21 protein-coding genes, 1 pseudogene and 1 other annotated feature (1 of these 23 running past the window's edge) are annotated in these 22,383 nt (G+C 36.9%); of the genes and pseudogenes, 21 read left to right on the top strand and 1 reads right to left on the bottom strand.

All coding sequences use genetic code 11. The features are described 5' to 3' along the window. Positions 1–149: 149 nt before the first annotated feature. From J2Z23_RS03285 to sigG, 15 genes are all read left to right on the top strand, one after another. Positions 150–2,063 carry a stage V sporulation protein D gene (locus J2Z23_RS03285; protein WP_057985821.1) on the top strand — a complete coding sequence of 638 codons (1,914 nt, stop codon included), beginning with the start codon at positions 150–152 and terminating at the stop codon, positions 2,061–2,063. Positions 2,064–2,623: 560 nt separating this feature from the next. Beyond that, positions 2,624–4,081 carry a UDP-N-acetylmuramoyl-L-alanyl-D-glutamate--2,6-diaminopimelate ligase gene (locus J2Z23_RS03280; RefSeq protein ID WP_057985826.1) on the top strand — a complete coding sequence of 486 codons (1,458 nt, stop codon included), beginning with the start codon at positions 2,624–2,626 and terminating at the stop codon, positions 4,079–4,081. Between the two features lie 330 nt (positions 4,082–4,411). Next, the gene (gene mraY / locus J2Z23_RS03275; protein ID WP_209973200.1) at positions 4,412–5,386 is read left to right on the top strand and encodes a phospho-N-acetylmuramoyl-pentapeptide-transferase; all 975 of its coding nucleotides are present in this window, start codon (positions 4,412–4,414) and stop codon (positions 5,384–5,386) included. Position 5,387: 1 nt separating this feature from the next. Then, positions 5,388–6,749 carry a UDP-N-acetylmuramoyl-L-alanine--D-glutamate ligase gene (murD, locus tag J2Z23_RS03270; RefSeq protein WP_057985830.1) on the top strand — a complete coding sequence of 454 codons (1,362 nt, stop codon included), beginning with the start codon at positions 5,388–5,390 and terminating at the stop codon, positions 6,747–6,749. Between the two features lie 81 nt (positions 6,750–6,830). Continuing rightward, positions 6,831–7,931 (top strand): stage V sporulation protein E, encoded by a 1,101-nt coding sequence (gene spoVE, locus J2Z23_RS03265; RefSeq protein ID WP_057985832.1) that lies wholly within the window; start codon positions 6,831–6,833, stop codon positions 7,929–7,931. Between the two features lie 509 nt (positions 7,932–8,440). Continuing rightward, positions 8,441–9,532 carry an undecaprenyldiphospho-muramoylpentapeptide beta-N-acetylglucosaminyltransferase gene (gene murG, locus J2Z23_RS03260; RefSeq protein ID WP_057985834.1) on the top strand — a complete coding sequence of 364 codons (1,092 nt, stop codon included), beginning with the start codon at positions 8,441–8,443 and terminating at the stop codon, positions 9,530–9,532. A 62-nt stretch (positions 9,533–9,594) separates the two neighbouring features. After that, positions 9,595–10,371 (top strand): cell division protein FtsQ/DivIB, encoded by a 777-nt coding sequence (locus tag J2Z23_RS03255; RefSeq protein WP_057985837.1) that lies wholly within the window; start codon positions 9,595–9,597, stop codon positions 10,369–10,371. Beyond that, positions 10,352–11,056 (top strand): DUF881 domain-containing protein, encoded by a 705-nt coding sequence (locus tag J2Z23_RS03250; protein WP_057985839.1) that lies wholly within the window; start codon positions 10,352–10,354, stop codon positions 11,054–11,056. The genes J2Z23_RS03255 and J2Z23_RS03250 overlap by 20 nt, the downstream gene beginning before the upstream one ends. After that, positions 11,056–11,781: a DUF881 domain-containing protein gene (locus J2Z23_RS03245; protein ID WP_209973184.1), complete on the top strand. Its 726-nt coding sequence runs from the start codon at positions 11,056–11,058 to the stop codon at positions 11,779–11,781. The genes J2Z23_RS03250 and J2Z23_RS03245 overlap by 1 nt, the downstream gene beginning before the upstream one ends. Positions 11,782–11,783: 2 nt before the next feature. Then, positions 11,784–12,140, top strand: coding sequence for a small basic family protein (locus J2Z23_RS03240; protein ID WP_057985843.1), 357 nt, complete (start codon positions 11,784–11,786; stop codon positions 12,138–12,140). Between the two features lie 129 nt (positions 12,141–12,269). After that, positions 12,270–13,544 carry a cell division protein FtsA gene (gene ftsA / locus J2Z23_RS03235; RefSeq protein ID WP_057985845.1) on the top strand — a complete coding sequence of 425 codons (1,275 nt, stop codon included), beginning with the start codon at positions 12,270–12,272 and terminating at the stop codon, positions 13,542–13,544. A 37-nt stretch (positions 13,545–13,581) separates the two neighbouring features. Beyond that, a complete protein-coding gene (ftsZ, locus tag J2Z23_RS03230) occupies positions 13,582–14,721 on the top strand; it encodes a cell division protein FtsZ (protein WP_057985847.1) in 1,140 nt (379 codons plus the stop codon). Positions 14,722–15,012: 291 nt separating this feature from the next. Further along, entirely contained in the window at positions 15,013–16,035 is a 1,023-nt protein-coding gene (gene spoIIGA, locus J2Z23_RS03225; RefSeq protein ID WP_082881506.1) for a sigma-E processing peptidase SpoIIGA, read from the top strand. Positions 16,036–16,055: 20 nt separating this feature from the next. Further along, entirely contained in the window at positions 16,056–16,775 is a 720-nt protein-coding gene (gene sigE / locus J2Z23_RS03220; protein WP_057985849.1) for an RNA polymerase sporulation sigma factor SigE, read from the top strand. A gap of 135 nt (positions 16,776–16,910) precedes the next feature. After that, positions 16,911–17,729: an RNA polymerase sporulation sigma factor SigG gene (gene sigG, locus J2Z23_RS03215; protein WP_420795734.1), complete on the top strand. Its 819-nt coding sequence runs from the start codon at positions 16,911–16,913 to the stop codon at positions 17,727–17,729. Between the two features lie 128 nt (positions 17,730–17,857). Here sigG and J2Z23_RS03210 read toward each other — a convergent pair. Next, positions 17,858–18,146: pseudogene (locus tag J2Z23_RS03210) on the bottom strand (transposase); the annotation flags it as partial. A 665-nt stretch (positions 18,147–18,811) separates the two neighbouring features. On the opposite strand from J2Z23_RS03210, the gene J2Z23_RS03205 reads away from it, so the two are divergent. The 6 genes from J2Z23_RS03205 to J2Z23_RS03180 all read left to right on the top strand — a co-directional run bounded on the left by J2Z23_RS03205 (position 18,812) and on the right by J2Z23_RS03180 (position 22,268). After that, positions 18,812–19,084 (top strand): YlmC/YmxH family sporulation protein, encoded by a 273-nt coding sequence (locus J2Z23_RS03205; RefSeq protein WP_057986784.1) that lies wholly within the window; start codon positions 18,812–18,814, stop codon positions 19,082–19,084. Positions 19,085–19,470: 386 nt separating this feature from the next. Further along, complete coding sequence (locus tag J2Z23_RS03200) at positions 19,471–20,142, top strand: YggS family pyridoxal phosphate-dependent enzyme (protein WP_057986782.1); 672 nt, start codon at positions 19,471–19,473, stop codon at positions 20,140–20,142. A gap of 22 nt (positions 20,143–20,164) precedes the next feature. Then, complete coding sequence (locus tag J2Z23_RS03195; RefSeq protein WP_057986780.1) at positions 20,165–20,605, top strand: cell division protein SepF; 441 nt, start codon at positions 20,165–20,167, stop codon at positions 20,603–20,605. Positions 20,606–20,608: 3 nt separating this feature from the next. Then, a complete protein-coding gene (locus tag J2Z23_RS03190; protein ID WP_057986778.1) occupies positions 20,609–20,869 on the top strand; it encodes a YggT family protein in 261 nt (86 codons plus the stop codon). A 15-nt stretch (positions 20,870–20,884) separates the two neighbouring features. Next, positions 20,885–21,661: a YlmH family RNA-binding protein gene (locus tag J2Z23_RS03185; RefSeq protein ID WP_057986776.1), complete on the top strand. Its 777-nt coding sequence runs from the start codon at positions 20,885–20,887 to the stop codon at positions 21,659–21,661. Positions 21,662–21,752: 91 nt separating this feature from the next. Continuing rightward, entirely contained in the window at positions 21,753–22,268 is a 516-nt protein-coding gene (locus tag J2Z23_RS03180) for a DivIVA domain-containing protein (protein ID WP_057986774.1), read from the top strand. Positions 22,269–22,319: 51 nt separating this feature from the next. Next, positions 22,320–22,383 (top strand) — a binding site (T-box leader) (it continues 161 nt past the right edge of the window).

The raw sequence follows: 22,383 nt of genomic DNA, 5'->3' as shown, positions 1-22,383 counted from the left end.
GAACTCTTCCCTGTTATCTCGTTAATAAAGAATCGGTTTTCCAATTGATTGGTTGGTAATTTTACGTAACTATTGATAATAGCCTTTGTTCTAGTTTAAGCAGGTTTCGCATATAGTGGAACGAGCCCTGGGAAGAGGAGGTCCTATTTTTGAAGCGTGTATCTGCCGTAACAGTAAGGAAAAGATTATCATTTATATTAATAGCAGGACTGTTTATATTTTTTATCATCGATGTTCGATTAGGATATGTTCAGTTCGGCATGGGAAAATCCTTGACAGATCTTGCAAGGGATTCATGGAGTAGAAATATTCCTTTTGAACCTGAACGTGGCGAAATTTTGGACAGGAATGGTGTTTCTATCGCCGAAAATAAATCTGCTCCAACCGTATATGTTATTCCAAGACAAATAGAAGATCCTGCGGGAACAGCTGAGAAGCTCGCAAAGGTATTAGACGGTTCTAAGGAGGATATTTATCAACGTGTTTCTAAAAATTCTTCCATTGAGAGATTACCTGAAGGAAGAAAAATTACCTTTGAAAAAGCAAAAGAAGTTCAAGCTTTAGATTTAAAAGGAGTTTATATAGCAGAAGACTCTAAGCGTCATTATCCCTTTGGCAAATATTTATCACATGTGTTAGGATTCACTGGTATAGATAATCAAGGACTTGCGGGGTTAGAGTTATACTACGATAAGGAACTAAAAGGTGAAAAGGGATCTGTCCAGTTTTTTTCTGATGCGAAAGGAAAAAGAATGCCGGAAATGTCAGATGAATTTGATCCCCCTGAAGATGGTTATAATTTAAAACTCACAATTGATACAAAAATTCAATCGATTATTGAACGAGAATTAGATAATGCGGAAGCACAATATAACCCAGATGGGATTATTTCCATTGCGATGGATCCGAATACTGGGGAAATCTTAGGGATGTCTAGTAGACCTTCTTTTGACCCGGCTGATTTCCAAAATGTTCCACAGGAAGTATATAATCGAAATCTTCCAATTTGGAGTACGTATGAGCCTGGATCCACATTCAAAATCATTACACTTGCCGCTGCTTTGGAAGAGGGAAAGGTGGATTTAGAAGAAGAACATTTCCATGATCATGGATCAGTTAAAGTGGGGGGAGCAAACCTACGGTGTTGGAAAAGTGGAGGACATGGGGATCAAACATTTCTAGAAGTGGTGCAAAACTCTTGTAACCCTGGCTTTGTGGAGCTAGGTCAAAGGTTAGGCAAAGAAAAATTATTTGATTATATCCGTGGTTTTGGTTTTGGAGAAAAAACGGGTATCGATTTAGCAGGAGAAGGAACAGGCATTTTGTTTAAAATGGACCAGGTTGGCCCTGTTGAATTAGCGACAACATCGTTTGGACAGGGGGTTTCCGTCACTCCGATCCAGCAGGTAGCCGCTGTAGCTGCTGCAGTCAACGGGGGAACTTTGTATCAACCTTATATTGCGAAAGAACTTGTAGATCCACGAACAGGCGAAGTTGTCATGCGCAAAACACCTGTTTCCAAGAGAAAAGTAATTTCAGAGTCCACCTCAAAAGAAGTAAGGCATGCACTTGAGAGTGTTGTAGCCCAAGGAACAGGGGGAAATGCCTTTGTAGATTTTTACCGTGTCGGGGGGAAAACAGGTACAGCACAGAAGGCAAAAGATGGCCGTTATTTAGAAAATAATTATGTTGTTTCATTTATAGGTTTTGCTCCTGCAGATGATCCGCAGATTGTTGTCTACACAGCTGTTGATAATCCAAAAGGTACAGTTCAATTTGGAGGAACAGTTGCAGCGCCGATTGTAGGAAACATATTAGAGGATGCATTACAAGCTATGGACATTAAACCTCGTGAAAATCAAATAGAAAAAGAAAAGAAATGGAATGACCCTGTCATGATCACCGTCCCAGATTTAAAGGGGATGACGATAAAAGAAATTCAACAGCAAATGTATAACTTGCAGCTTAAAACCAGTGGTGAGGGTTCTAAAGTTATTCAGCAAAGTCCTAAGCCAGGTGCAAAGGTAGAAGAAGGCTCCGCAATTAGAGTTTATCTTGAGTAACAGGAAAGATACTGTAAGTACTGGATCGAGCTTCGACGCCAAGACACTCGGGGGGCGCCTCTCTGGACCATTGAAGGGATAGTCATACGTTTAGATGCATTTTACCTGTTGCAGGGCTATGCGACAAGATGCTAGTGCAGATGAGGTAACGGGACGTCGTGCCTTTAACCGTTTTTTCTATTTCAAAGCGCTAGCGCTTTTCTTGAGTGAACAACGGAGCGGCATGATTCATTCATGGCCGCTTCTTAAATTCGTAAAAATTTATCCGGAAATTTTGCTCCAAGGATGGCTTCAAATTCAATTATTATGTAAAATAGATAGGAATGTTTTTTTCTGTATTGTTATGAAAACCTCAATATTGAATGTTCAAAAGGACCAAATGGGATAAGACATTGATAATATCTGCTCTAGCACGAGAATAGTTTTTACTTTGAAGCTTTGAGCGGTGGAGAAGCAAGTCAATCAAGAAACTCGATTTGTTATTTTGAACATCCTCACATGACATTCTAGCTTATATAATGGGATGTTTTTAATCACCATTATGAAAGGATTGAAGATTATTGGATTTGCATATGTTATTACAATCACTTCCATTTATTAAGGCACCGGAAGAGCGGTATGAAATAATTGGAATATCGAACAATCATCAAAAGGTAGAAAAAGGACATCTGTTTATTTGTATAAAGGGATATTCTTTTGATGGACATGAGTTTGCTAAGGAGGCTGTAAATAACGGAGCGGTAGCCATTGTTGCGGAACGACCTTTACAGTTAGATGTACCTGTAATTTTAGTGAAAGATTCAAAAAAAGCTATGGCGATTTTAGCGGATGCTTTTTATCAGCATCCGACACAAAAGATGCATTTGATTGGCATAACAGGAACAAATGGAAAAACCACAACAAGCCATCTCGTTGATTCTATCTTTAAAGATGCTAACTATTCAACAGGCTTAATTGGGACCATCAATATCAAAATTGGCAATAAAGTTTTAGAAACAAAGAATACAACACCAGATAGCTTAGAACTTCAAAAAGTATTTTATGAAATGTGTGCGGAAAAAATCGACACCGGCATTATGGAAGTGTCTTCTCATGCTCTTGTACAAGGGCGGGTCAATGGCTGTGATTATGATGTAGCTGTGTTTACGAACCTTACCCAAGACCATCTTGATTATCACCATACTATGGAAGAATACAAAAGAGCAAAAAGTTTGCTGTTCTCTAAGCTTGGAAATACTTATTCGACGAAACATCCTAAATTTGCTGTGCTTAATGCTGATGAAGAAGTTGCAGAATTGTTTGCTGGGGAAACGTCTGCCCATATAGTAACCTATGGAATTGAGAAAGCAGCAGACTTTCAAGCTGTTTCTATTACCTATCATAGTAATGGGGTGATATTCACTCTGCTCTCTCCTGAGGGAGAAAGGAAGGTACATTTACCATTAGCGGGAGAATTTAATGTGTATAATGCCTTGGCAGCCATTGCGACTGCTTATGTATCGAAAGTTCCTTTTCAAAGTATCATCCAATCGGTTGAACAGGCTGAAGGGGTACCGGGACGTTTTGAGTTAGTGAATGGTGGGCAAAAATTTGCTGTAATCGTGGACTATGCCCATACACCAGATGGTTTAGAAAATGTTTTACGAACCATTCAACAGTTTGCTGATAAACGTGTATTCTGTGTAGTTGGCTGTGGTGGCGATCGTGACCCATCAAAACGGCCATTAATGGCTAAAATAGCTTGTAAATGGGCGACAGATCCGATCTTTACATCAGATAATCCTCGAAGTGAGGAGCCAACTGCCATTATCGAAGATATGGAAAGAGGCGTTGAAGGCGAACAATATATTGTAGAACCTGATCGCAAAACGGCGATTGAGCGTGCCATTGATTTGGCTGAAGAAGGGGATGTTGTCCTTATTGCTGGGAAAGGGCACGAAACTTATCAAATTATTGGTGATAAAGTTCATGACTTTGATGACCGTTTAATTTCATTGCATGCTATTCAGAAGAAGTAATTTAGTAAAAGACACTGAGTGAAGATTTATTATATCAAGCATGCTAAAGAATGAAGGGGAGCTTGTGACCTAAAAAGGGGAATAGCTGATTGAAATATCTTCCACACATCCCCAAAATTAGCTATAGACAGTGAGTGTACTAAAATGCTAACGTATCATAGGGGAAGCTGGAAGTTTTTTCACTTGGCTATAAGGTACCGATGTAGCCATAAAAATAATCTGTAACTATAAATTAAAAATAAAAAGCTGATTCACATTAAATGACGACGATTTTAAGAAGAATCGTTTATTAAAGAAAAACAGCGTTTGGAATTGGAGAGCGAAGAAATTATGATGGAAAGAGTTATTTTATTTTCCTTACTTATTAGTTTTCTCATTACTGTATTGCTTTCCCCGATCTTTATTCCGTTTTTAAGAAGGCTTAAATTCGGGCAAAGTATTCGGGAAGAAGGGCCGAAATCCCATCAGAAGAAGAGTGGAACACCAACGATGGGTGGAATCTTGATAGTCATATCCATCCTTATTACAACATTAATAATGATGTGGAAATTTTCACAACCAAGCTGGGAAATCTATTTGTTGTTATTTGTTACATTAGGTTATGGATTACTCGGTTTCTTAGATGATTTTATAAAAATTGCCTTTAAGAGAAACCTAGGTTTAACGTCTAAACAAAAATTAATTGGTCAAATTGTTATAGCCATTATTTTTTATATTGTGTTAAGAACAAATGAAATTTCAACAGTTATTACCATACCAATGACTGATTTCGGTCTCGACCTTGGGTGGTTTTATGCTGTGTTCATTGTATTCTGGCTAGTAGGTTTTTCAAATGCGGTAAATTTAACAGATGGTTTAGATGGCTTACTGTCTGGAACAGCCGCTATCGCTTTTGGAGCTTTTGCTATTGTGGCATGGAGTCAATCACAATATGATATTTCTATTTTTTCTTTCGCGATTGTTGGGGCGGTTTTAGGTTTTCTAGTGTTTAATGCTCATCCTGCGAAGGTTTTTATGGGCGACACAGGTTCCTTAGCTTTAGGAGGAGCAATTGCAGCTATTTCAATCTTATTAAAGTCGGAGATTATTTTGCTTGTTATTGGAGCCGTCTTCGTAATTGAGACATTATCTGTGATTTTGCAAGTTGCATCATTTAAGACAACTGGAAAAAGAATTTTCAAGATGAGTCCTTTACATCATCATTATGAATTATCAGGATGGTCAGAATGGCGCGTTGTGGTGACCTTTTGGGCTGTTGGGCTTCTTTGTTCCATTTTAGGAATTTATATAGAGGTGTGGTTGTAAAGTGAAAAATATCAAACAATATCATTATAAAAAAGTATTAGTTTTAGGACTGGCAAAAAGTGGCGTAGTTGCTGCATCCCTATTACATCATTTAGGGGCTTTCGTCACAGTGAACGATTTTAAGCCATTTGAAGAAAACCCCGATGCCCAAGGATTACTGGAGCAGGGGATTAAAGTGATCTGTGGTAGTCACCCTGTTGAACTCTTAGACGAGGGATTTGAGTTGATTGTGAAAAATCCGGGTATCCCATATTCTAATCCGATTATACAGGGGGCAGTTGAAATGGGGCTGCCGATTATAACAGAGGTTGAGCTTGCCTATCAAATTGCGGAAGCAGATATAATTGGTATTACAGGTACGAACGGAAAGACCACAACGACAACCTTAATTTACGAGATCCTTCGAGCTGCCAATAAACAGCCACTAATTGCTGGTAATATTGGGACTGTGGCATCTGAAGTAGCGCAGATTGCAACTTCAGCGAATACAATGGTCGTAGAATTGTCTTCCTTTCAATTAATGGGAATAAACAGCTTCAGACCTCATATTGCTGTTTTGACAAATTTATATGAGGCTCATTTAGATTATCATGGTTCTTGGGATGAATATGCACAAGCAAAAATAAATATTACTAAAAACCAAACAGCAGATGATTATCTAATAGTGAATGCCGATCAAGAAGTATTATTGAATTTGGCAAAAACAAGTCAAGCGCAAATCATTCCGTTTTCTACTACAAGATATCTTGAAAATGGTGCCTCAATCAAGGATGGAAAGTTATGGTTTAGCCAAGAAGAGATAATAGATGTATCAGAGATTGCCTTACCAGGTGAACATAATTTAGAAAATATTTTAGCGGCAACAGTGGCTGCTAAATTAAAAGGCGTTGAAAATAGTGAGATTGTGTCAATTTTATCTACATTTACAGGTGTAAGGCATCGGACTCAATTTGTAGCAGAGTTCAATGATAGACGATTTTATAATGATTCAAAAGCGACCAATATCCTAGCTGCGTCAAGTGCATTGAAGGCATTTAAAGAACCTACCATTCTTCTTGCAGGTGGCTTAGATCGTGGAAACGAATTTGACGATCTTATCCCTTCTCTATCAAATGTAAAAGCACTTGTGCTATTTGGTCAAACAGCTGAAAAATTAGAAAAGATAGGAAAAAAGGCAGGAATACAAACGATTATACATGTCGATAATGTGGAAGAAGCTGTTCCTACAGCCTATGAATTATCCACTCGCGGAGATGTAATTTTACTTTCACCGGCATGTGCTAGTTGGGATCAGTATAAAACTTTTGAAGTTCGCGGTGATATTTTCATTGAGGCTGTGCATAAACTGGAAGAGAGCAAGTAATTTTAAGGGACAACACTAGGAAGAAAAGGTATGTACACCCCTTAAAAACGCTCTAAATTGCTAGTTATGAGGTGTTGTGTATTGCCATTAAAAAAAACAGCCCCTGATTTTATTTTAATTCTGTCTACCATGTTATTACTAGCAATCGGATTAATTATGGTTTATAGTGCAAGTGCTGTATGGGCTGACTATAAATTTTCCGATTCCTTCTTCTTTGCTAAGCGGCAATTTTTATTTGCTACGCTCGGAATTGTTGCTATGTTTATCATTATGCATGTAGATTATTGGGTACTAAAAAAATGGTCCAAGCCTTTGTTGATTTTATGTTTTGTATTGTTAGTTTTAGTCATTATCCCAGGTGTCGGAATGGTAAGAAATGGATCAAGAAGCTGGTTAGGTGTCGGTGCTTTTTCAATTCAGCCTTCTGAATTTATTAAATTAGCGATGATTGCATTTTTAGCCAAGTTTCTATCGGAGAGGCAGCGGTATATTACTACTTTGAAAAAAGGATTGCTTCCCTCTCTATCACTTGTTTTTCTGGGATTTGGGATTATCATGCTTCAACCAGATCTAGGGACAGGAACAGTTATGGTTGGGACGTGCATGATTATGATTTTTATTGCTGGTGCCCGAGTTTCACATTTTGCAGTATTAGGCATGATAGGGGTGGCGGGATTTATTGGTCTTGTAATTTCAGCTCCCTATCGAGTTGCGCGTATTACATCATTTCTTGACCCATGGCAAGATCCATTGAAAAGCGGTTTCCAAATAATTCAATCTTTATATGCTATTGGTCCGGGCGGATTGTTTGGACTAGGATTAGGAGAGAGTAGACAAAAGTTTTTTTATCTCCCTGAACCACAAACTGACTTTATTTTTGCTATTCTAGCAGAGGAATTAGGCTTTATCGGAGGTAGTCTTATTCTATTATTATTTGCCTTACTATTATGGCGGGGAATAAGAATCGCACTTGGGGCCCCAGATTTATTTGGGAGTTTCCTGGCTGTAGGAATTATCTCAATGATTGCCATCCAAGTAATGATTAATATTGGAGTTGTAACAGGTTTAATGCCTGTTACAGGTATTACCCTTCCATTCCTAAGCTATGGGGGATCTTCATTAACCTTAATGTTAATGGCGGTAGGAATTCTGTTAAATATTAGCAGATATTCACGGATATAACCGTAGGCAGAACCATCTGTCGAGCGGAGTACAAATTCAGGGTTTAAGAATTTGCGGTTTATACTCACTGTTCCTTACGTCATATGTAATACCCAATGCTCTTGAGTAATCCCATGCGCAAAGGCTACAATGCGATGTAGTGCAAATTGATGGCAAAGAATTGTGCTGATGCCTGTTCTATGGATAAACAAGTAAATCAGTTATATCAAAAGTCATTTTCGGTTGGATATGATGTGATCAAAAATGGAACTCTGTACAGGGTTCTTTTTTTGTTGCTAAGTTTAGAGAGAAAGTTAATTGTGTTCTGAGGCTTCTGGAAGAAAAAGGAATCAACCCTTAATTTTTTTATTGCAAGCCTTATGGAGGAAAGCTATTTTAATATTTTTTATTACATTTAAACAACATTCGATGACGAACACTTTATTATTGAGTAAAATATAGTAAGATAATGATTAAGATAAATATATTTAGCTATGTAAAAAAGAGAATGCTTGAGCAGAGGTGGGAATATGAAAATAGTAGTCACGGGTGGAGGTACGGGTGGACATATTTATCCGGCGCTAGCTTTAATTAGAACAATTAAGCAGCAATATCCAGAAACGGAATTCATATATATTGGTACAAAAAATGGCTTGGAGGCGGATATTGTTCCGCGTGAGAATATTCCTTTTGAATCGATCCATATAACTGGATTTAGAAGATCATTATCTTTTGAAAATGTCAAAACCATTTTTCGCTTTTTAAAGGGTGTCAAAGATAGTAAGAATATCTTTAAAAAAGTAAAGCCAGATATCGTAATTGGTACAGGTGGATATGTTTGTGGACCAGTTGTATATGCGGCAGCTAAGAAAAAGATTCCCACGATTATCCACGAACAAAATAGTGTACCGGGATTAACGAATAAATTTTTAAGCCGATATGTTGATAAAGTTGCTGTATGTTTTGAAGAAGTGAAAGAGTTTTTCCCAAAGAATAAAGTGATATTGACGGGAAATCCACGAGCGTCAGAAGTAATGGGAGAAAGAAAACCTGGTGTTTTAAAATCACTCGGATTGAAAGAAGGCATCCCAACGGTCTTAATTACAGGAGGAAGTAGAGGCGCAAGACCAATTAATGATGCTGTTATTAAATCATTAAGTGGCCTATCCAAAAGGTCGTATCAAGTTATCTATGTAACAGGGCAAGTGCATTATGACAATGTAATGGAGGAGGCAAAATTAGTAGGGACACTTTCGAATATTTCTATCGTCCCATTTATTCATGAAATGCAAAAGGTACTTTCTTCTGTAGATGTAGTTGTTGGGAGGGCAGGTGCAACTTCTCTTGCTGAAATTACTGCTTTAGGCATACCTTCCATTTTAATCCCTAGTCCGTATGTAACGAATAATCATCAAGAGAAAAATGCAGAAACGTTGGTTGAACATGGAGCTGCTTTGATGTTGCTAGAGAAGGAGTTATCTAGCAAACAGTTTTTAGATTGTTTAGATTCCATTATGCTAAATGATGAAAAGAGAAAAACAATGGGAGATTGTTCTAGAAAACTAGGTATGCGGGATGCCTCTAATCGTTTATCTGATTTGATGTTTCAATTAGTCAAATAACAATCTTCGAATTAAGCATATTAGGGTTTAAAGTTCTATAAAATTGCGAAGGGGGCATGCCTATGCAAAAAGGGAAGGTTTTATCATTAGAGGATAGGATACCGAAGATAAAAGAACATCGAAGAAAAAAAGCGAACAGAAGATTAATCATCTTATTATCCATATTCTTTTTATTGATTGTTATTGTTGTTTACTTCCAATCCCCTCTTAGCCATATCAAAGAAATAGATATCCGCGGTAATAAGATCGCTTCTAAAGAGGAAATTCTATCCATATCTGGTTTAGAGCCTGGTGGAAAACTATGGAATATAAATCGAAAAAATGTGAAGAATAAGATAAAGAAGTTACCAGAAGTGAAAGATCTAGAAGTGAAAATTAAATTTCCTAATACCATTGAGGTACATATTAAGGAACATTCAAGCCTTGCATTATTAATGAGTAATGATCAAGTTCAGCCAGTTTTAGAAAATGGTCAAGTTCTCAAAGAGAAAAGTAGCCTGTTGATGAATGCCCCTATTTTAATTGGTTTTAAAGAGGATAAAATTTTGAAGGAGTTAATCTCCCAATTAAAAGATATTCCAACGGAAATATATTATTCCATTTCTGAAATTCAACATGACCCTAAGAATACAGATCCTTTTCATATCTATTTATTTATGAATGATGGAAATGAAGTGAATGCTACCATTCCTACATTAGCGGAAAAAATGGCGCATTATCCCTCTGTTGTTGGGCAATTAGACCCAGATGTAAAAGGTGTAATTGATTTTGAAGTAGGGTCATTTTTTAGAGCATATGAGAAAGAGGGGGAAGATATGAGTGAGGAGGGGGAAAGGTAAATACATAATATTTTCCTTTGTATTTCTGATATTCGGGTTTATTCTAGCTTTTTCATATAGTCAGACTGAAAAAGATAAGAATTCGAGTGTGAAAATTACCGATAGGCAATATATGATGGAAAAGGATTTACGTGAGCAATTAATTTCCATTCAAGATCGGAATCAAGAATTACAAACGGAATTATATGATAAGCAAGATAATGTTAGGAAAATAGAACGAGAATTGTTTCAAGAGGAAGAAGATTATCAAACATTAGCAGCAGATGCGGAAAAATATCGCATGTACCTAGGTAAAGTAAAAGTGAAAGGTCCAGGGATCGAAATTTTACTAGAAGACGGGGATTACAAAAAAGACGAAGATGCTAATAATTACCTTGTTCACGAGCATCATGTCTTTAAGGTTGTGAATGAGCTCTTTATATCTGGTGCTTCTGCTATTGCAATAAATGGCCAACGATTAAAAGCTGATTCTTATATTGTTTGTACAGGACCGGTAATTACGATTGACGGTAATCCATACCCCGCACCATTTAAAATTTCTGCAATTGGGGATACAGATACACTTGCAGCTGCAGTCACATTAAAGGGTGGAGTGCGAGATCAATTAGTAAATGATAATATTATGTTTACAATTGAAAAGAAAAAACAAATTGTTTTAGATCCGATTTTAGGAGAGTCGTCATAATGGCGGGGAAAACAAAAATATATTTTACACTTATCACATTCATTATTGGTTTTATGGTTGCTGTTCAATTTAACACAGTGCAAAAACCAAGTAATCGCGATGCACGAGATGCTTGGGAACTGCGAGAATCAATTAATAATGAGATGGAGCTGCAAACAAAGCTTTTACATGAGATACGTCTCCAAGATAAAAAAGTCCATGATTATTCTTCTGAACTGCAAGATAATAAGGAAGATGTGTTGAAACAGACCATTTTAGAGTTAAAGAAAGAAGCGGGCTTAACAAAAATTGAAGGTCCCGGTATTATTCTCACTGTAAAGGCTATAGATGAAGGCATGTTACTTGGACAGCCTCCACCTCAAACATCTCCGATTGTATTACAAAGATTAATTAATGAATTAAATATGCACGGAGCAAAATCGATTGCTATTGATGGGGAGAGATACATAAATACAACGGTGATCCGCGACATTAATGGGGAAACAAAGGTTGGAGACCATGCTATCAACTATCTTCCGTTTCAAATCCATGTGCTAACTGAAAGTATGGAGATTGCTGAGAAGCTATATAATCATATGCAAATATCTCCCGTATTGGATGACTTCTTTATCGACAACTTGCAGATAGATGTATCTGACCCGAAGAAATCTATCGAATTGCCAGCTTATGTTTATCCAATTACGACTAGGGATATGGAACCTGTGGAAGAAAAAGGAGATGTATAATTTTGTTGCTTCCCATCATCGGACTCCTTATAGGGATATTTTTAGGTTTTTTAACGGACATTCAAATCCCAGATGAATATGCAAATTATTTATCAATTGCTGTATTAGCAGCATTGGATACCTTATTTGGTGGGATCCGTGCATATTTACAAAACTTATATGATAATCGGGTATTTGTTTCGGGTTTTTTCTTTAATATTTTACTTGCAGCAGGTTTAGCTTTTCTAGGAGTCCACCTTGGTGTAGACTTATATTTAGCTGCAGTATTTGCATTTGGAATCCGCTTGTTCCAAAATATAGCGGTTATTCGAAGAATCTTGCTTAATAAATGGGGAAATACTAGAGAAAATTCGAAATAAATAGTATGATAAACAGGAAAATTCCTTTAGGTGACGAATTAGTTAATTAAGCATATTCAAGGATTGATTACTCATGAACAGGATAGAAGAGAATAATAGAAGAAGAACGAAACAAGGGGGTGCCAGAAAATGAACAACAGCGAAATATATGTCAGTCTAGATATTGGTACATCCTCAGTCAAGGTGATTATTGGGGAAATGACCAATCATTCACTAAATATTATCGGAGTGGGCACCGCCAATTCCGAAGGGATCAGAAAAGGTTCCATCGTGGATATTGACAAGACTGTCCATTCGATTAGACGAGCCGTTGAACAAGCTGAGAGAATGATTGGGATGCAAATTAACCAAGTGATTGTCGGTATTGCTGGTAATCAGGTAGGTCTTCAGCACTGTCACGGAGTAGTAGCTGTTTCAAGCGAAAACAGAGAAATTACGGATGAAGATGTTGCTAGGGTAATTGATGCAGCAGAAGTTGTTTCCATTCCACCGGAAAGAGAAATTATTAATATTATTCCGCATCAATTTATAGTAGATGGACTTGATGAAATTACAGACCCAAGAGGAATGATCGGTGTTAGACTTGAAATGGAAGGCATCATTGTAACAGGTTCTAAAACTAATCTACATAATACTCTTCGCTGTGTTGAAAGAGCTGGTCTTGAAATTGTTGATATTGTCCTTAAGCCGCTTGCCGTGGCTTCAGCTGCATTATCCAAAGATGAACAAAATTTAGGCACAGCATTGATCGACATGGGTGGTGGATCGACAACCATTGCATTGTTTGAACATGGTTACATAAAAGGAACCACGGTTATTCCAGTTGGTGGAGATAATATTACAAAAGACCTATCAATTGGGCTAAGAACAACAACAGAGGATGCTGAGAAGATCAAGAAGAAGCATGGACATGCTTTTTATGATGATGCGTCTGAGGATGAGGTCTTTAGTGTTCCGATTATTGGAAGTGACCAACATCAGCAATTTAATCAATTAGAGTTGTCTGATATAATTGAAGCAAGGGTGCAAGAAATATTTGAACTCGTTCAAAATGAATTAGCTAGAATGGGTGCCTCAGATTTGCCCGGGGGTATTGTCTTAACAGGTGGTGCGGTAAATGTTCCTGGTATTTTGGAACTAGCACAAGGGATCTTTCAAAATCGGGTTCGAATTGCTATCCCAGATTATATCGGTGTACGTGAACCACAGTATATTACGGCAGTTGGGCTAATTAAACACGCTTATAAAACTGCTAGATTAGAAGGAAGAAATATTAGTTCTTCTTCTGAATCATATGAGCAAACAGAGCCTGTAAAAGTGACTCATACTAAAAAAACTGAGAAAAATTCGGATGAAAAAATTACCGCAAAAGTAAAGAAATTTTTTGGACACTTTTTCGAGTAGGCATCCCAGTTATTAAACAAAATAGGAGGACTTGCCAATGTTAGATTTCGATACTAATTTAGATTCATTAGCGACCATTAAAGTAGTTGGAGTTGGTGGAGGTGGTAATAATGCGGTAAATAGAATGATTGAACATGATGTTCAAGGCGTTGAATTTATCGCAGTTAACACTGATGCACAAGCTCTTAACCTATCAAAAGCTGAAACAAAAATGCAAATTGGTGCCAAGCTTACTAGAGGACTAGGAGCAGGAGCTAATCCAGAAGTTGGTAAAAAGGCTGCCGAAGAAAGTAAAGAACAAATTGAAGAAGCCCTTAAAGGAGCGGATATGGTATTCGTGACTGCCGGAATGGGAGGAGGAACCGGAACAGGAGCAGCACCAGTAATTGCACAAATTGCAAAAGATATGGGCGCATTGACTGTTGGGGTTGTTACAAGACCATTCACATTTGAAGGTAGAAAACGTTCAAACCAGGCAAGTGGCGGAATTGGTACGATGAAAGAAGCTGTTGATACTCTAATCGTAATCCCAAATGACCGTTTGTTAGAAATAGTTGATAAGAGTACACCAATGCTTGAAGCATTCCGTGAAGCCGATAATGTACTGCGTCAAGGTGTTCAGGGGATCTCTGATTTGATCGCTGTTCCTGGTTTAATTAATTTGGACTTTGCAGATGTCAAAACAATTATGACAAATAAAGGTTCAGCACTTATGGGGATCGGTGTTGCGTCTGGCGAAAATCGTGCGGCTGAGGCAGCTAAAAAAGCTATTTCTTCCCCATTGCTTGAAACATCGATTGATGGGGCACAAGGTGTTTTAATGAATATCTCAGGTGGTAGCAACTTAAGCTTATATGAGGTTCAAGAAGCAGCTGATATAGTAGCTTCAGCTTCAGACCAAGAAGTAAATATGATCTTTGGTTCTGTTATTAATGAAGATCTCAAAGATGAAATTGTTGTAACAGTTATCGCAACTGGCTTTGATGAAGCAGCAGTACAGCCTAAAAAAACAAGGCCATCTTTTGGACAAGCAAAACCAAATATAGGTCATCAAGAAAAGGCGCCTGCTCGTGAAGTTAAAAAAGAGGAGCCACGTGAACCAGTCCAATCAAGTCAATCTGTTGAGGATACGTTAGATATCCCGACATTTCTAAGAAACAGAAATAGAAGACGTTAATTATTAGAAAAAGCCAATCCTTTTTGAGGATTGGCTTTTTTAATTGTAACTTTAAACGATTTTCTCCCCAATAAAATCTGGTTAAGATAATGAAAAAAGTCCCGTGACATATAACCTTACACACTTACCAATCCTCTATTTTTTAGTAACTTATCTCATCTTTATACCTAGTTAATGGATTAAACACATCCCCAAAATATTGATAGAAACATCCAGTCAAATTTTTGAAAGGATTTGTTTGACAAACTTCGGCTAAACAAGCGAAAACTTCCGACTTTTTCATTACAGAATATGACACAATCTAGAATATTTGTGTTCTATACTCTATATATATGTAAGACAAGGTTAGATATATTAAGTGAACTATGGAAGAGGGAGGAGGTCTATCTGGTTGTTTATCTAGACATTATCTGGTTGTTAAACTTTCTCATAGACAGCTTTCTTTTATGGGCTACATCTATTTATTTAAATAGAAGAATTCACCCACTTAAAATATTGCTAGGAGGCTTAATAGGATCCATTATCATTTTAATGGCGGTCACACCAATCTCTACATGGGCCATGCATCCTTTAATAAAGTATAGTTTGTCCGTAATCATGGTTGGGATTACATTTGGCTATAAAAGGTTATCCAGTTTTTTGGCAACCTTGCTGACCTTTTATTTTGCGACCTTTCTAATGGGAGGCATTCTAATCGGTACACATTACTTTTTATCTTTTCATGTGGATTTAAGGAACTCAGTTGCTATAGAGAGTATACGAGGATACGGTGATCCGATTAGTTGGCTTTTTATAGTAGTAGCTTTTCCAATTGCTTGGTATTTCTCTAAAAACAGAATTGGTCATCTAACAAAGACAAGCATTCAATATGATATTTTATATAATGTTCATATTTTGATAAATGGAATTGAATTAGAACTTAAAGGACTTATTGACAGTGGTAACCAATTATATGATCCTATCTCAAAAAAACCGGTTATGATCGTCTCTATTGAAGCTGTTCAAGATAATTTACCACAAGAACTAAACGATGTTGCAGATAGTCAAAATGATCTTTACGTCTCTTCGGCTTCCTTGCCAACAGAGTGGACTCATATTATGAGACTTATACCTGCTAAAACCTTAGGAAAAAACAATCAACTTTTATGTGCTTTTAGACCAGAAAAGGTGGTTATTCAGGAAAAAAACGGAAGGGAGATTGAAAAGGAAGTGCTAATTGTGTTTACGACCCAACAGCTATCAGGGGATGGAATGTTTCAATGTATTCTCCACCCACAAATGGCCCCTGGCTTTGCGATGGATTCCGCATCATAATCTTAAAAGGAGGAAAAGTAATGAAACATTTGCGGTTAAAAATTCAATATTACTGGTATCGAATTTTAATGAAATTAGGAATGAAATCAGACGAGATATTTTATATTGGCGGAAGTGAAGCTTTACCTCCTCCTTTAACAAAAGATGAAGAAGAAGTTTTACTAGAGAAGCTTCCTCATGGTGATAAAACAGCAAGATCAATGTTGATTGAAAGAAATCTTCGTCTAGTTGTATATATTGCTCGGAAATTTGAAAATACAGGGATTAATATAGAGGATCTAATCAGTATAGGTACTATTGGCCTAATTAAAGCTGTAAACACATTCAATCCTGAGAAGAAAATAAAGCTGGCTACATATGCATCACGCTGTATTGAAAACGAAATTTTAATGTATTTACGAAGAAATAATAAAACAAGATCAGAAGTATCATTTGATGAACCTTTAAATATTGATTGGGATGGAAATGAACTGCTTTTGTCAGATGTATTGGGAACGGAAGAGGATATTATTACTAAAGATTTGGAAGCAAACGTGGATAAAAAGTTATTATTAACTGCTTTACAAAAACTTTCTGCTCGTGAAAAGCAAATTATGGAATTAAGATTCGGTCTAAATGGGGGAATGGAAAAAACTCAAAAAGATGTAGCTGATCAATTAGGAATATCTCAATCCTATATTTCAAGACTGGAAAAAAGAATTATTAAAAGATTACGGAGAGAATTCAATAAGATGGTTTAACAAGTAAAAAAATCGTGTGGATGAAAAAAAATAAAAAAGAAAAAAAGTGCATTAATGGTAGAGTTGATAAGAATTAAAGACATTCACAAACTTTCCAGAAGAAAATGAGGATGCATATATTTCCCGTCCGAGGAGATACTGAATTTTGTAGTCAGCTCCTGCAAGGAGGGAAAAAAGTTGAAGCGAAATAAAGTAGTAATATGCGGTGTGGATACTTCGAAGCTCCCTGTCCTAAAAAATGAAGAAATGCGGGAACTTTTAAAGCAAATGCAGCAGGGTGATAGGTCAGCTCGAGAAAAGTTAGTAAATGGGAACTTGCGTCTTGTTTTAAGTGTGATTCAACGTTTTAATAACAGGGGGGAATATGTAGATGATTTGTTTCAAGTTGGCTGTATAGGACTCATGAAGTCAATCGATAATTTTGATTTAAGCCAAAATGTCCGATTTTCTACATATGCTGTTCCAATGATTATTGGAGAAATACGGAGATATTTACGGGATAATAATCCTATAAGAGTTTCACGATCTCTCCGGGACATTGCATACAAGGCTTTACATGTACGGGAAAAATTGATGGCAAAAACATCTCGTGAACCGACAGCTGCTGAAATTGCTAAAGAATTGGACATTCCGCATGAAGAGGTAGTTTTTGCGATGGATGCCATTCAAGATCCTGTTTCCTTATTTGAACCTATTTATAATGATGGGGGCGATCCCATCTTTGTAATGGATCAATTAAGTGATGAAAAAAATAAAGACAGTACATGGATTGAAGAAATAGCGCTTCATGATGGGTTACAAAGATTGAATGATCGTGAAAAGATGATTATTCGCAAACGTTTTTTTCAAGGAAAAACGCAAATGGAAGTGGCAGAAGAAATTGGAATTTCTCAAGCCCAAGTATCACGCTTGGAAAAAGCTGCTATTAAACAAATGAATAAAAATATTTTGTGAAAAAGAAGCCTGATTCCAAAAGAATCAGGCCCAGAGTGTAGACAAAAGGGTTGGAAATCAAAATGATTTCCAACCCTTTTGCGATCATTCTATGAAAAAGACCATAAATGCTTTCCTTATGGTTTCTATTACGCCATGGTTGGCGTTTTCCATGTCCAGCTGGCCAGCTTCTTAAGATGTAAGGCAGCAAAAGTCAGCATCGCCTGCATGGACATTTTTTTAAGCCCCCTAAGGGTTGTCCATCGCATGCTTTTCTTTTGCATCGGCAAAGACACGCTCAATCGTCTCTTTACGCTACCCGTCTAATTCTTTGATTTCATGATTGTGACGCAAGTCCTCAACTACATCCAAGTAATCTTGCCAGATCTGACGTTGAATCATCTTTTGGTGATTCTTACTCTCTGTGCATTGGCTGATCACTAATGGATAGATAAAGGAGAAATCAATAGCCGCATCCAGTTTGCGCACCAGATGGTCTTAAGGAACCAACTGCTCTATTGTCAGCATTTCCAGCTGTTCGCGTCCATTATTTTGATTCTTCTCATCATATCCATCACCTCATTCAGTTAATAGAAAATACCGTTGATTGGAGCGGAGAGCGGTGACTCCAGCGGGAACAGCGCGAGCTGAAGACCCTGGACTGAGCGCAGCGAGGGAAGCGGCTGAAGCCGTGCCCGCGGAAAGCGTCCGCTCGCAGCGGAAATCAACCTTTCTAGCTTTATCTCTATTTTAAAAGAATAAAGACTGTAGACAAACACCAAAATTCATAGTGTTTGTCTACAGTCTGAGCCTGATTCCAAAAGAATTAGGCCTTTTTATTTATTTTCCAAAAAATGTGCTTGTGAAAGCCGCTTCCTGCAACCTTAGGTAACAAGTTGTGAGGTCAAATAACCTGGAAATATGGAAGAAAGCCTCCTCTCTAGATTCCAAGTTATTTTTAATCGTGTGCAGGGGACATACCACGTGATCTTCATTATTCAAGTTTGTACTGTCTTTACAGGTGGCTTAAGCTTTTCTTACAATAAATTATTTATCCAAAGCATACATATATATAAATCGATTTATTCAAGAGGGGGAGCCATATGGTAAGAATTTCGGAATTTCAAGTGAAAGATGTTGTCAATATTGCAGATGGTCGTAGGCTTGGACATGTCGGAGATATAGAAATTAATTTGGACACCGGAAGAATAGAAACGATCATTATTGGACATTCTACGCGTTTTTTGGGCTTTTTGGGAAGAGAAGAAGAAGTTATTATCCCATGGAACCAAATTGTCAAAATTGGCGAAGATGTGATTCTAGTAAGACATCAAGGACATCAATATGTTCAACAACAATTAGATAAACCGAAATAGCATTTTTTGTTTTAAGATTTTATGAAAAAATGAATTGATAAATTCTTATTAAGTCAGCTAGTCTCTTCCTTATATAGCTATAATCGGTCTTTAAAATGGCGGGTATGTCCAGAACTGTTTAATCATAGATCAGTTGCTTACGCTTTTGGTTCTCTACTGGTGGCTTTTATGGTACACTATATAAAAATATCTCTTTCGAGGGTGTTCAAGAGTCTGGCAATAAAGACAAATCCAGTTTCAATCTGGTTTTGTTTCTTTTCTATAAGCTTACGCTATTGTTTTTTGATGCAACGCTTCTAGTCAACTTGATCTTTTAAGCCTTCTTTTTGAACACAACACTTTTAATTTAACAAGGAAAACATTATTCTCAATAGGAGTTTTGATTTGTGAAAGTAAAAGATAAATTATCTATCATAGAAAAACAAATAGCTGAAGTTTGTTCAAAGGTTAAGAGAAAACCACAAGATGTAAAAATTATTGCTGTTACAAAATATGTATCAAATGAGAGGACTGCCGAAGCATTAGAAGCAGGGATACAACACTTGGGGGAAAATCGGGATGATGGCCTGGTTTCTAAATATGAGTTGTTAGGAAACAGGCCAATCTGGCATTTTATCGGGAGTTTGCAAACACGGAAAGTAAAGAATATATTAGACAAAGTTACTTATATTCATTCCTTGGACAGGCATTCTTTGGCTAAGGAAATTAATAAACGTGCTACTACACCGATAAATTGTTTTGTCCAGGTAAATATGTCTAAAGAAGAATCGAAACATGGAATTCAGCCGGAGACAGCACTTGATTTTGTTAAAGAATTAGCGGTATACCCAAATATTCGAATAATTGGCCTTATGACAATGGCGCCCCTTACACAGGATGAAATGGTTATACGCGAATGTTTTCGGAATTTGAAGGCATTACAAGAAGATATTAACAATCTTGGTCTTTCTCATGCACCATGTACAGAGTTGTCAATGGGCATGTCTAATGACTTTAAAATCGCGATTGAAGAAGGTGCCACCTATATTAGGATTGGTACGGCTCTAGTTGGTGAATAACAAGAAGGAGGGGTACTTATAAATGGGAATAAAATCGAAATTCAAAAACTTCTTTATGTTGGAAGATGAATACGAATATGTGGATGAAGAAAGCCCAAAAGACATTTCACCCGAGGAAGAGCACCATGTACCGACGAATAAAAAACCAAATGTTGTTAGCTTACAAAGTGCAAAAAAATCTTCTAAAGTTATTTTAATTGAGCCAAGAGTTTATGCGGAAGCACAAGAGGTTGCAGACCATCTAGTTAACCGGAGAGCTGTAATTGTGAATTTGCAACGTATTCACCGGGATCAGGCATTACGGATAGTAGATTTCCTGAGCGGCACTGTGTATGCTTTAGGTGGGGACATCCAAAGAATTGGACAAGACATCTTTCTTTGTACTCCGGATAATGTAGAAGTTTCCGGTAATATATCTGAATTGATTAGTGAACACGATTTTGACGACTCGAGGTGGAATTAAGGAATGAATTTTGTTTTTGGGATTTTATCACAGATTATTTTTATTTATTCATGGGCTTTAATTATATATATATTAATGAGTTGGTTTCCGAATGCCCGAGAAACTTCGATTGGACAATTTCTTGCCCGGATTTGTGAGCCATATTTAGAACCGTTTCGGCGCATTATCCCACCAATTGGGATGATTGACATTTCTCCATTGGCTGCCTTTTTTGTTTTAAATCTAGCGGCAAGAGGAGTTCAATCATTAGCTTTGTGGTTCTAAAGGAGGTGGGGAAATATGTCTGAAGTTTATCAACATTTCCGCCCTGAAGAAAAAGAATTTATCGATCAAGTCATCGCTTGGCAAGAATATGTTAATCAAACATATGCACCTAAACTAACAGATTTTTTAGATCCACGTGAGCAATATATTTTGCGATCTATGATAGGGGAGCAAAATGAAATAAAATATCAGTTTTTTGGTGGAACAGTTCAAAGTGAACGAAAAAGGGCTTTGCTTTTTCCTGAATATTATCAGCCAGAAGTAGATGATTTTCAAATCGGATTATATGAAATTAACTACCCGACGAAATTTGTTCAATTGGATCATAGGATGATTCTTGGATCGATTATGTCTTTAGGAATAAAACGTGAAAAGTTTGGCGATATTATCATTCATGAAGATCGAATTCAATTTTTAACTGAACTTACTTTAGAAGACTATATTCGTGTCCATTTGAGTCAGATTGGGAAAGCAAAAATATCTATCGTTAAACAAGACTTGGCTGCGATCTTATCTCCAAAAGAACAGTGGAAAGAAAAGGAAACATCGATTAGTTCGCTTCGGCTGGATATACTAATTGCAACTGCTTTTCAAATTTCTAGAAGCAAGGCACAACTAGTAATTCAGCAAGGTAAAACAAAGGTAAATTGGGGGATCACCGAGCAAACTTCTTTCGAATGTGCTTCAGGAGATGTCATCTCTGTTAGAGGACTAGGAAGATGCACTTTATTAGAGATTCTTCGAGTAACAAAGAAGGATAAACTGCGAGTCAAATTAGGTGTTTTAAAATAATCATAAAAAAATAAAAGGATTCTAGCTAAATTACGTCGAACTTTGTATAATATAGATAGCTATGCAGGAGATTAGTGGAGGTGGCGTCACAATGGCTTTAACGCCCGTGGATATACATAATAAAGAATTTAGTCGAAAAATACGCGGATATGATGAAGATGAAGTCAATTCATTTCTTGACCAGATAATTAAAGAATTTGAAATTATTTTGCGTGAAAAGAAAGAATTGGAAGACAAACTGGCAGGTACAAATGAACGTTTAGGACATTTTAGTACCATTGAAGATACATTGCATAAATCTATTGTTGTTGCTCAAGAGGCGGCTGAAGAAGTAAAAGGCAATGCTCAAAAAGAAGCAAAATTAATTATTCGTGAAGCGGAAAAAAATGCGGATAGAATTGTTAATGAATCTTTGACTAAAGCTCGTAAAATTGCTTTAGAGATTGAAGAATTAAAAAAGCAATCGAAAGTATTCCGCACAAGATTCAAAATGTTAATCGAAGCACAATTAGATTTAATTGACCATGATGATTGGGATAAATTAATGGAGTATGACGTAGATACAACAGAATTAAAAGGGTTAGAGGAAGTTGAGAGTGAATATTGACGAATCACAAAGATATCCTCTATAATCAATGTAAATAATATTGTAATGGATAATGAAACGATGACAGGGAAAGTACATTTCTACCTCTTTATTCAGCGATCTGGGATTGGTGCAA

Source organism: Lederbergia galactosidilytica, from assembly GCF_017873565.1.
Taxonomy (GTDB): domain Bacteria; phylum Bacillota; class Bacilli; order Bacillales; family Bacillaceae_C; genus Lederbergia; species Lederbergia galactosidilytica.
The sequence above is the reverse complement of the archived record's forward strand: the minus strand, read 5'-3'. Positions and strand labels throughout refer to the sequence as shown.

Coding starts and splice junctions, on each gene's coding strand:
- mraY (WP_209973200.1), top strand. CDS start 4,412: ATGATGGAAAGAGTTATTTTATTTTCCTTACTTATTAGTTTTCTCATT.
- murG (WP_057985834.1), top strand. CDS start 8,441: ATGAAAATAGTAGTCACGGGTGGAGGTACGGGTGGACATATTTATCCG.
- J2Z23_RS03255 (WP_057985837.1), top strand. CDS start 9,595: ATGCAAAAAGGGAAGGTTTTATCATTAGAGGATAGGATACCGAAGATA.
- J2Z23_RS03245 (WP_209973184.1), top strand. CDS start 11,056: ATGGCGGGGAAAACAAAAATATATTTTACACTTATCACATTCATTATT.
- ftsA (WP_057985845.1), top strand. CDS start 12,270: ATGAACAACAGCGAAATATATGTCAGTCTAGATATTGGTACATCCTCA.
- ftsZ (WP_057985847.1), top strand. CDS start 13,582: ATGTTAGATTTCGATACTAATTTAGATTCATTAGCGACCATTAAAGTA.
- spoIIGA (WP_082881506.1), top strand. CDS start 15,013: ATGACACAATCTAGAATATTTGTGTTCTATACTCTATATATATGTAAG.
- sigE (WP_057985849.1), top strand. CDS start 16,056: ATGAAACATTTGCGGTTAAAAATTCAATATTACTGGTATCGAATTTTA.
- J2Z23_RS03205 (WP_057986784.1), top strand. CDS start 18,812: ATGGTAAGAATTTCGGAATTTCAAGTGAAAGATGTTGTCAATATTGCA.
- J2Z23_RS03195 (WP_057986780.1), top strand. CDS start 20,165: ATGGGAATAAAATCGAAATTCAAAAACTTCTTTATGTTGGAAGATGAA.
- J2Z23_RS03190 (WP_057986778.1), top strand. CDS start 20,609: ATGAATTTTGTTTTTGGGATTTTATCACAGATTATTTTTATTTATTCA.
- J2Z23_RS03185 (WP_057986776.1), top strand. CDS start 20,885: ATGTCTGAAGTTTATCAACATTTCCGCCCTGAAGAAAAAGAATTTATC.
- J2Z23_RS03180 (WP_057986774.1), top strand. CDS start 21,753: ATGGCTTTAACGCCCGTGGATATACATAATAAAGAATTTAGTCGAAAA.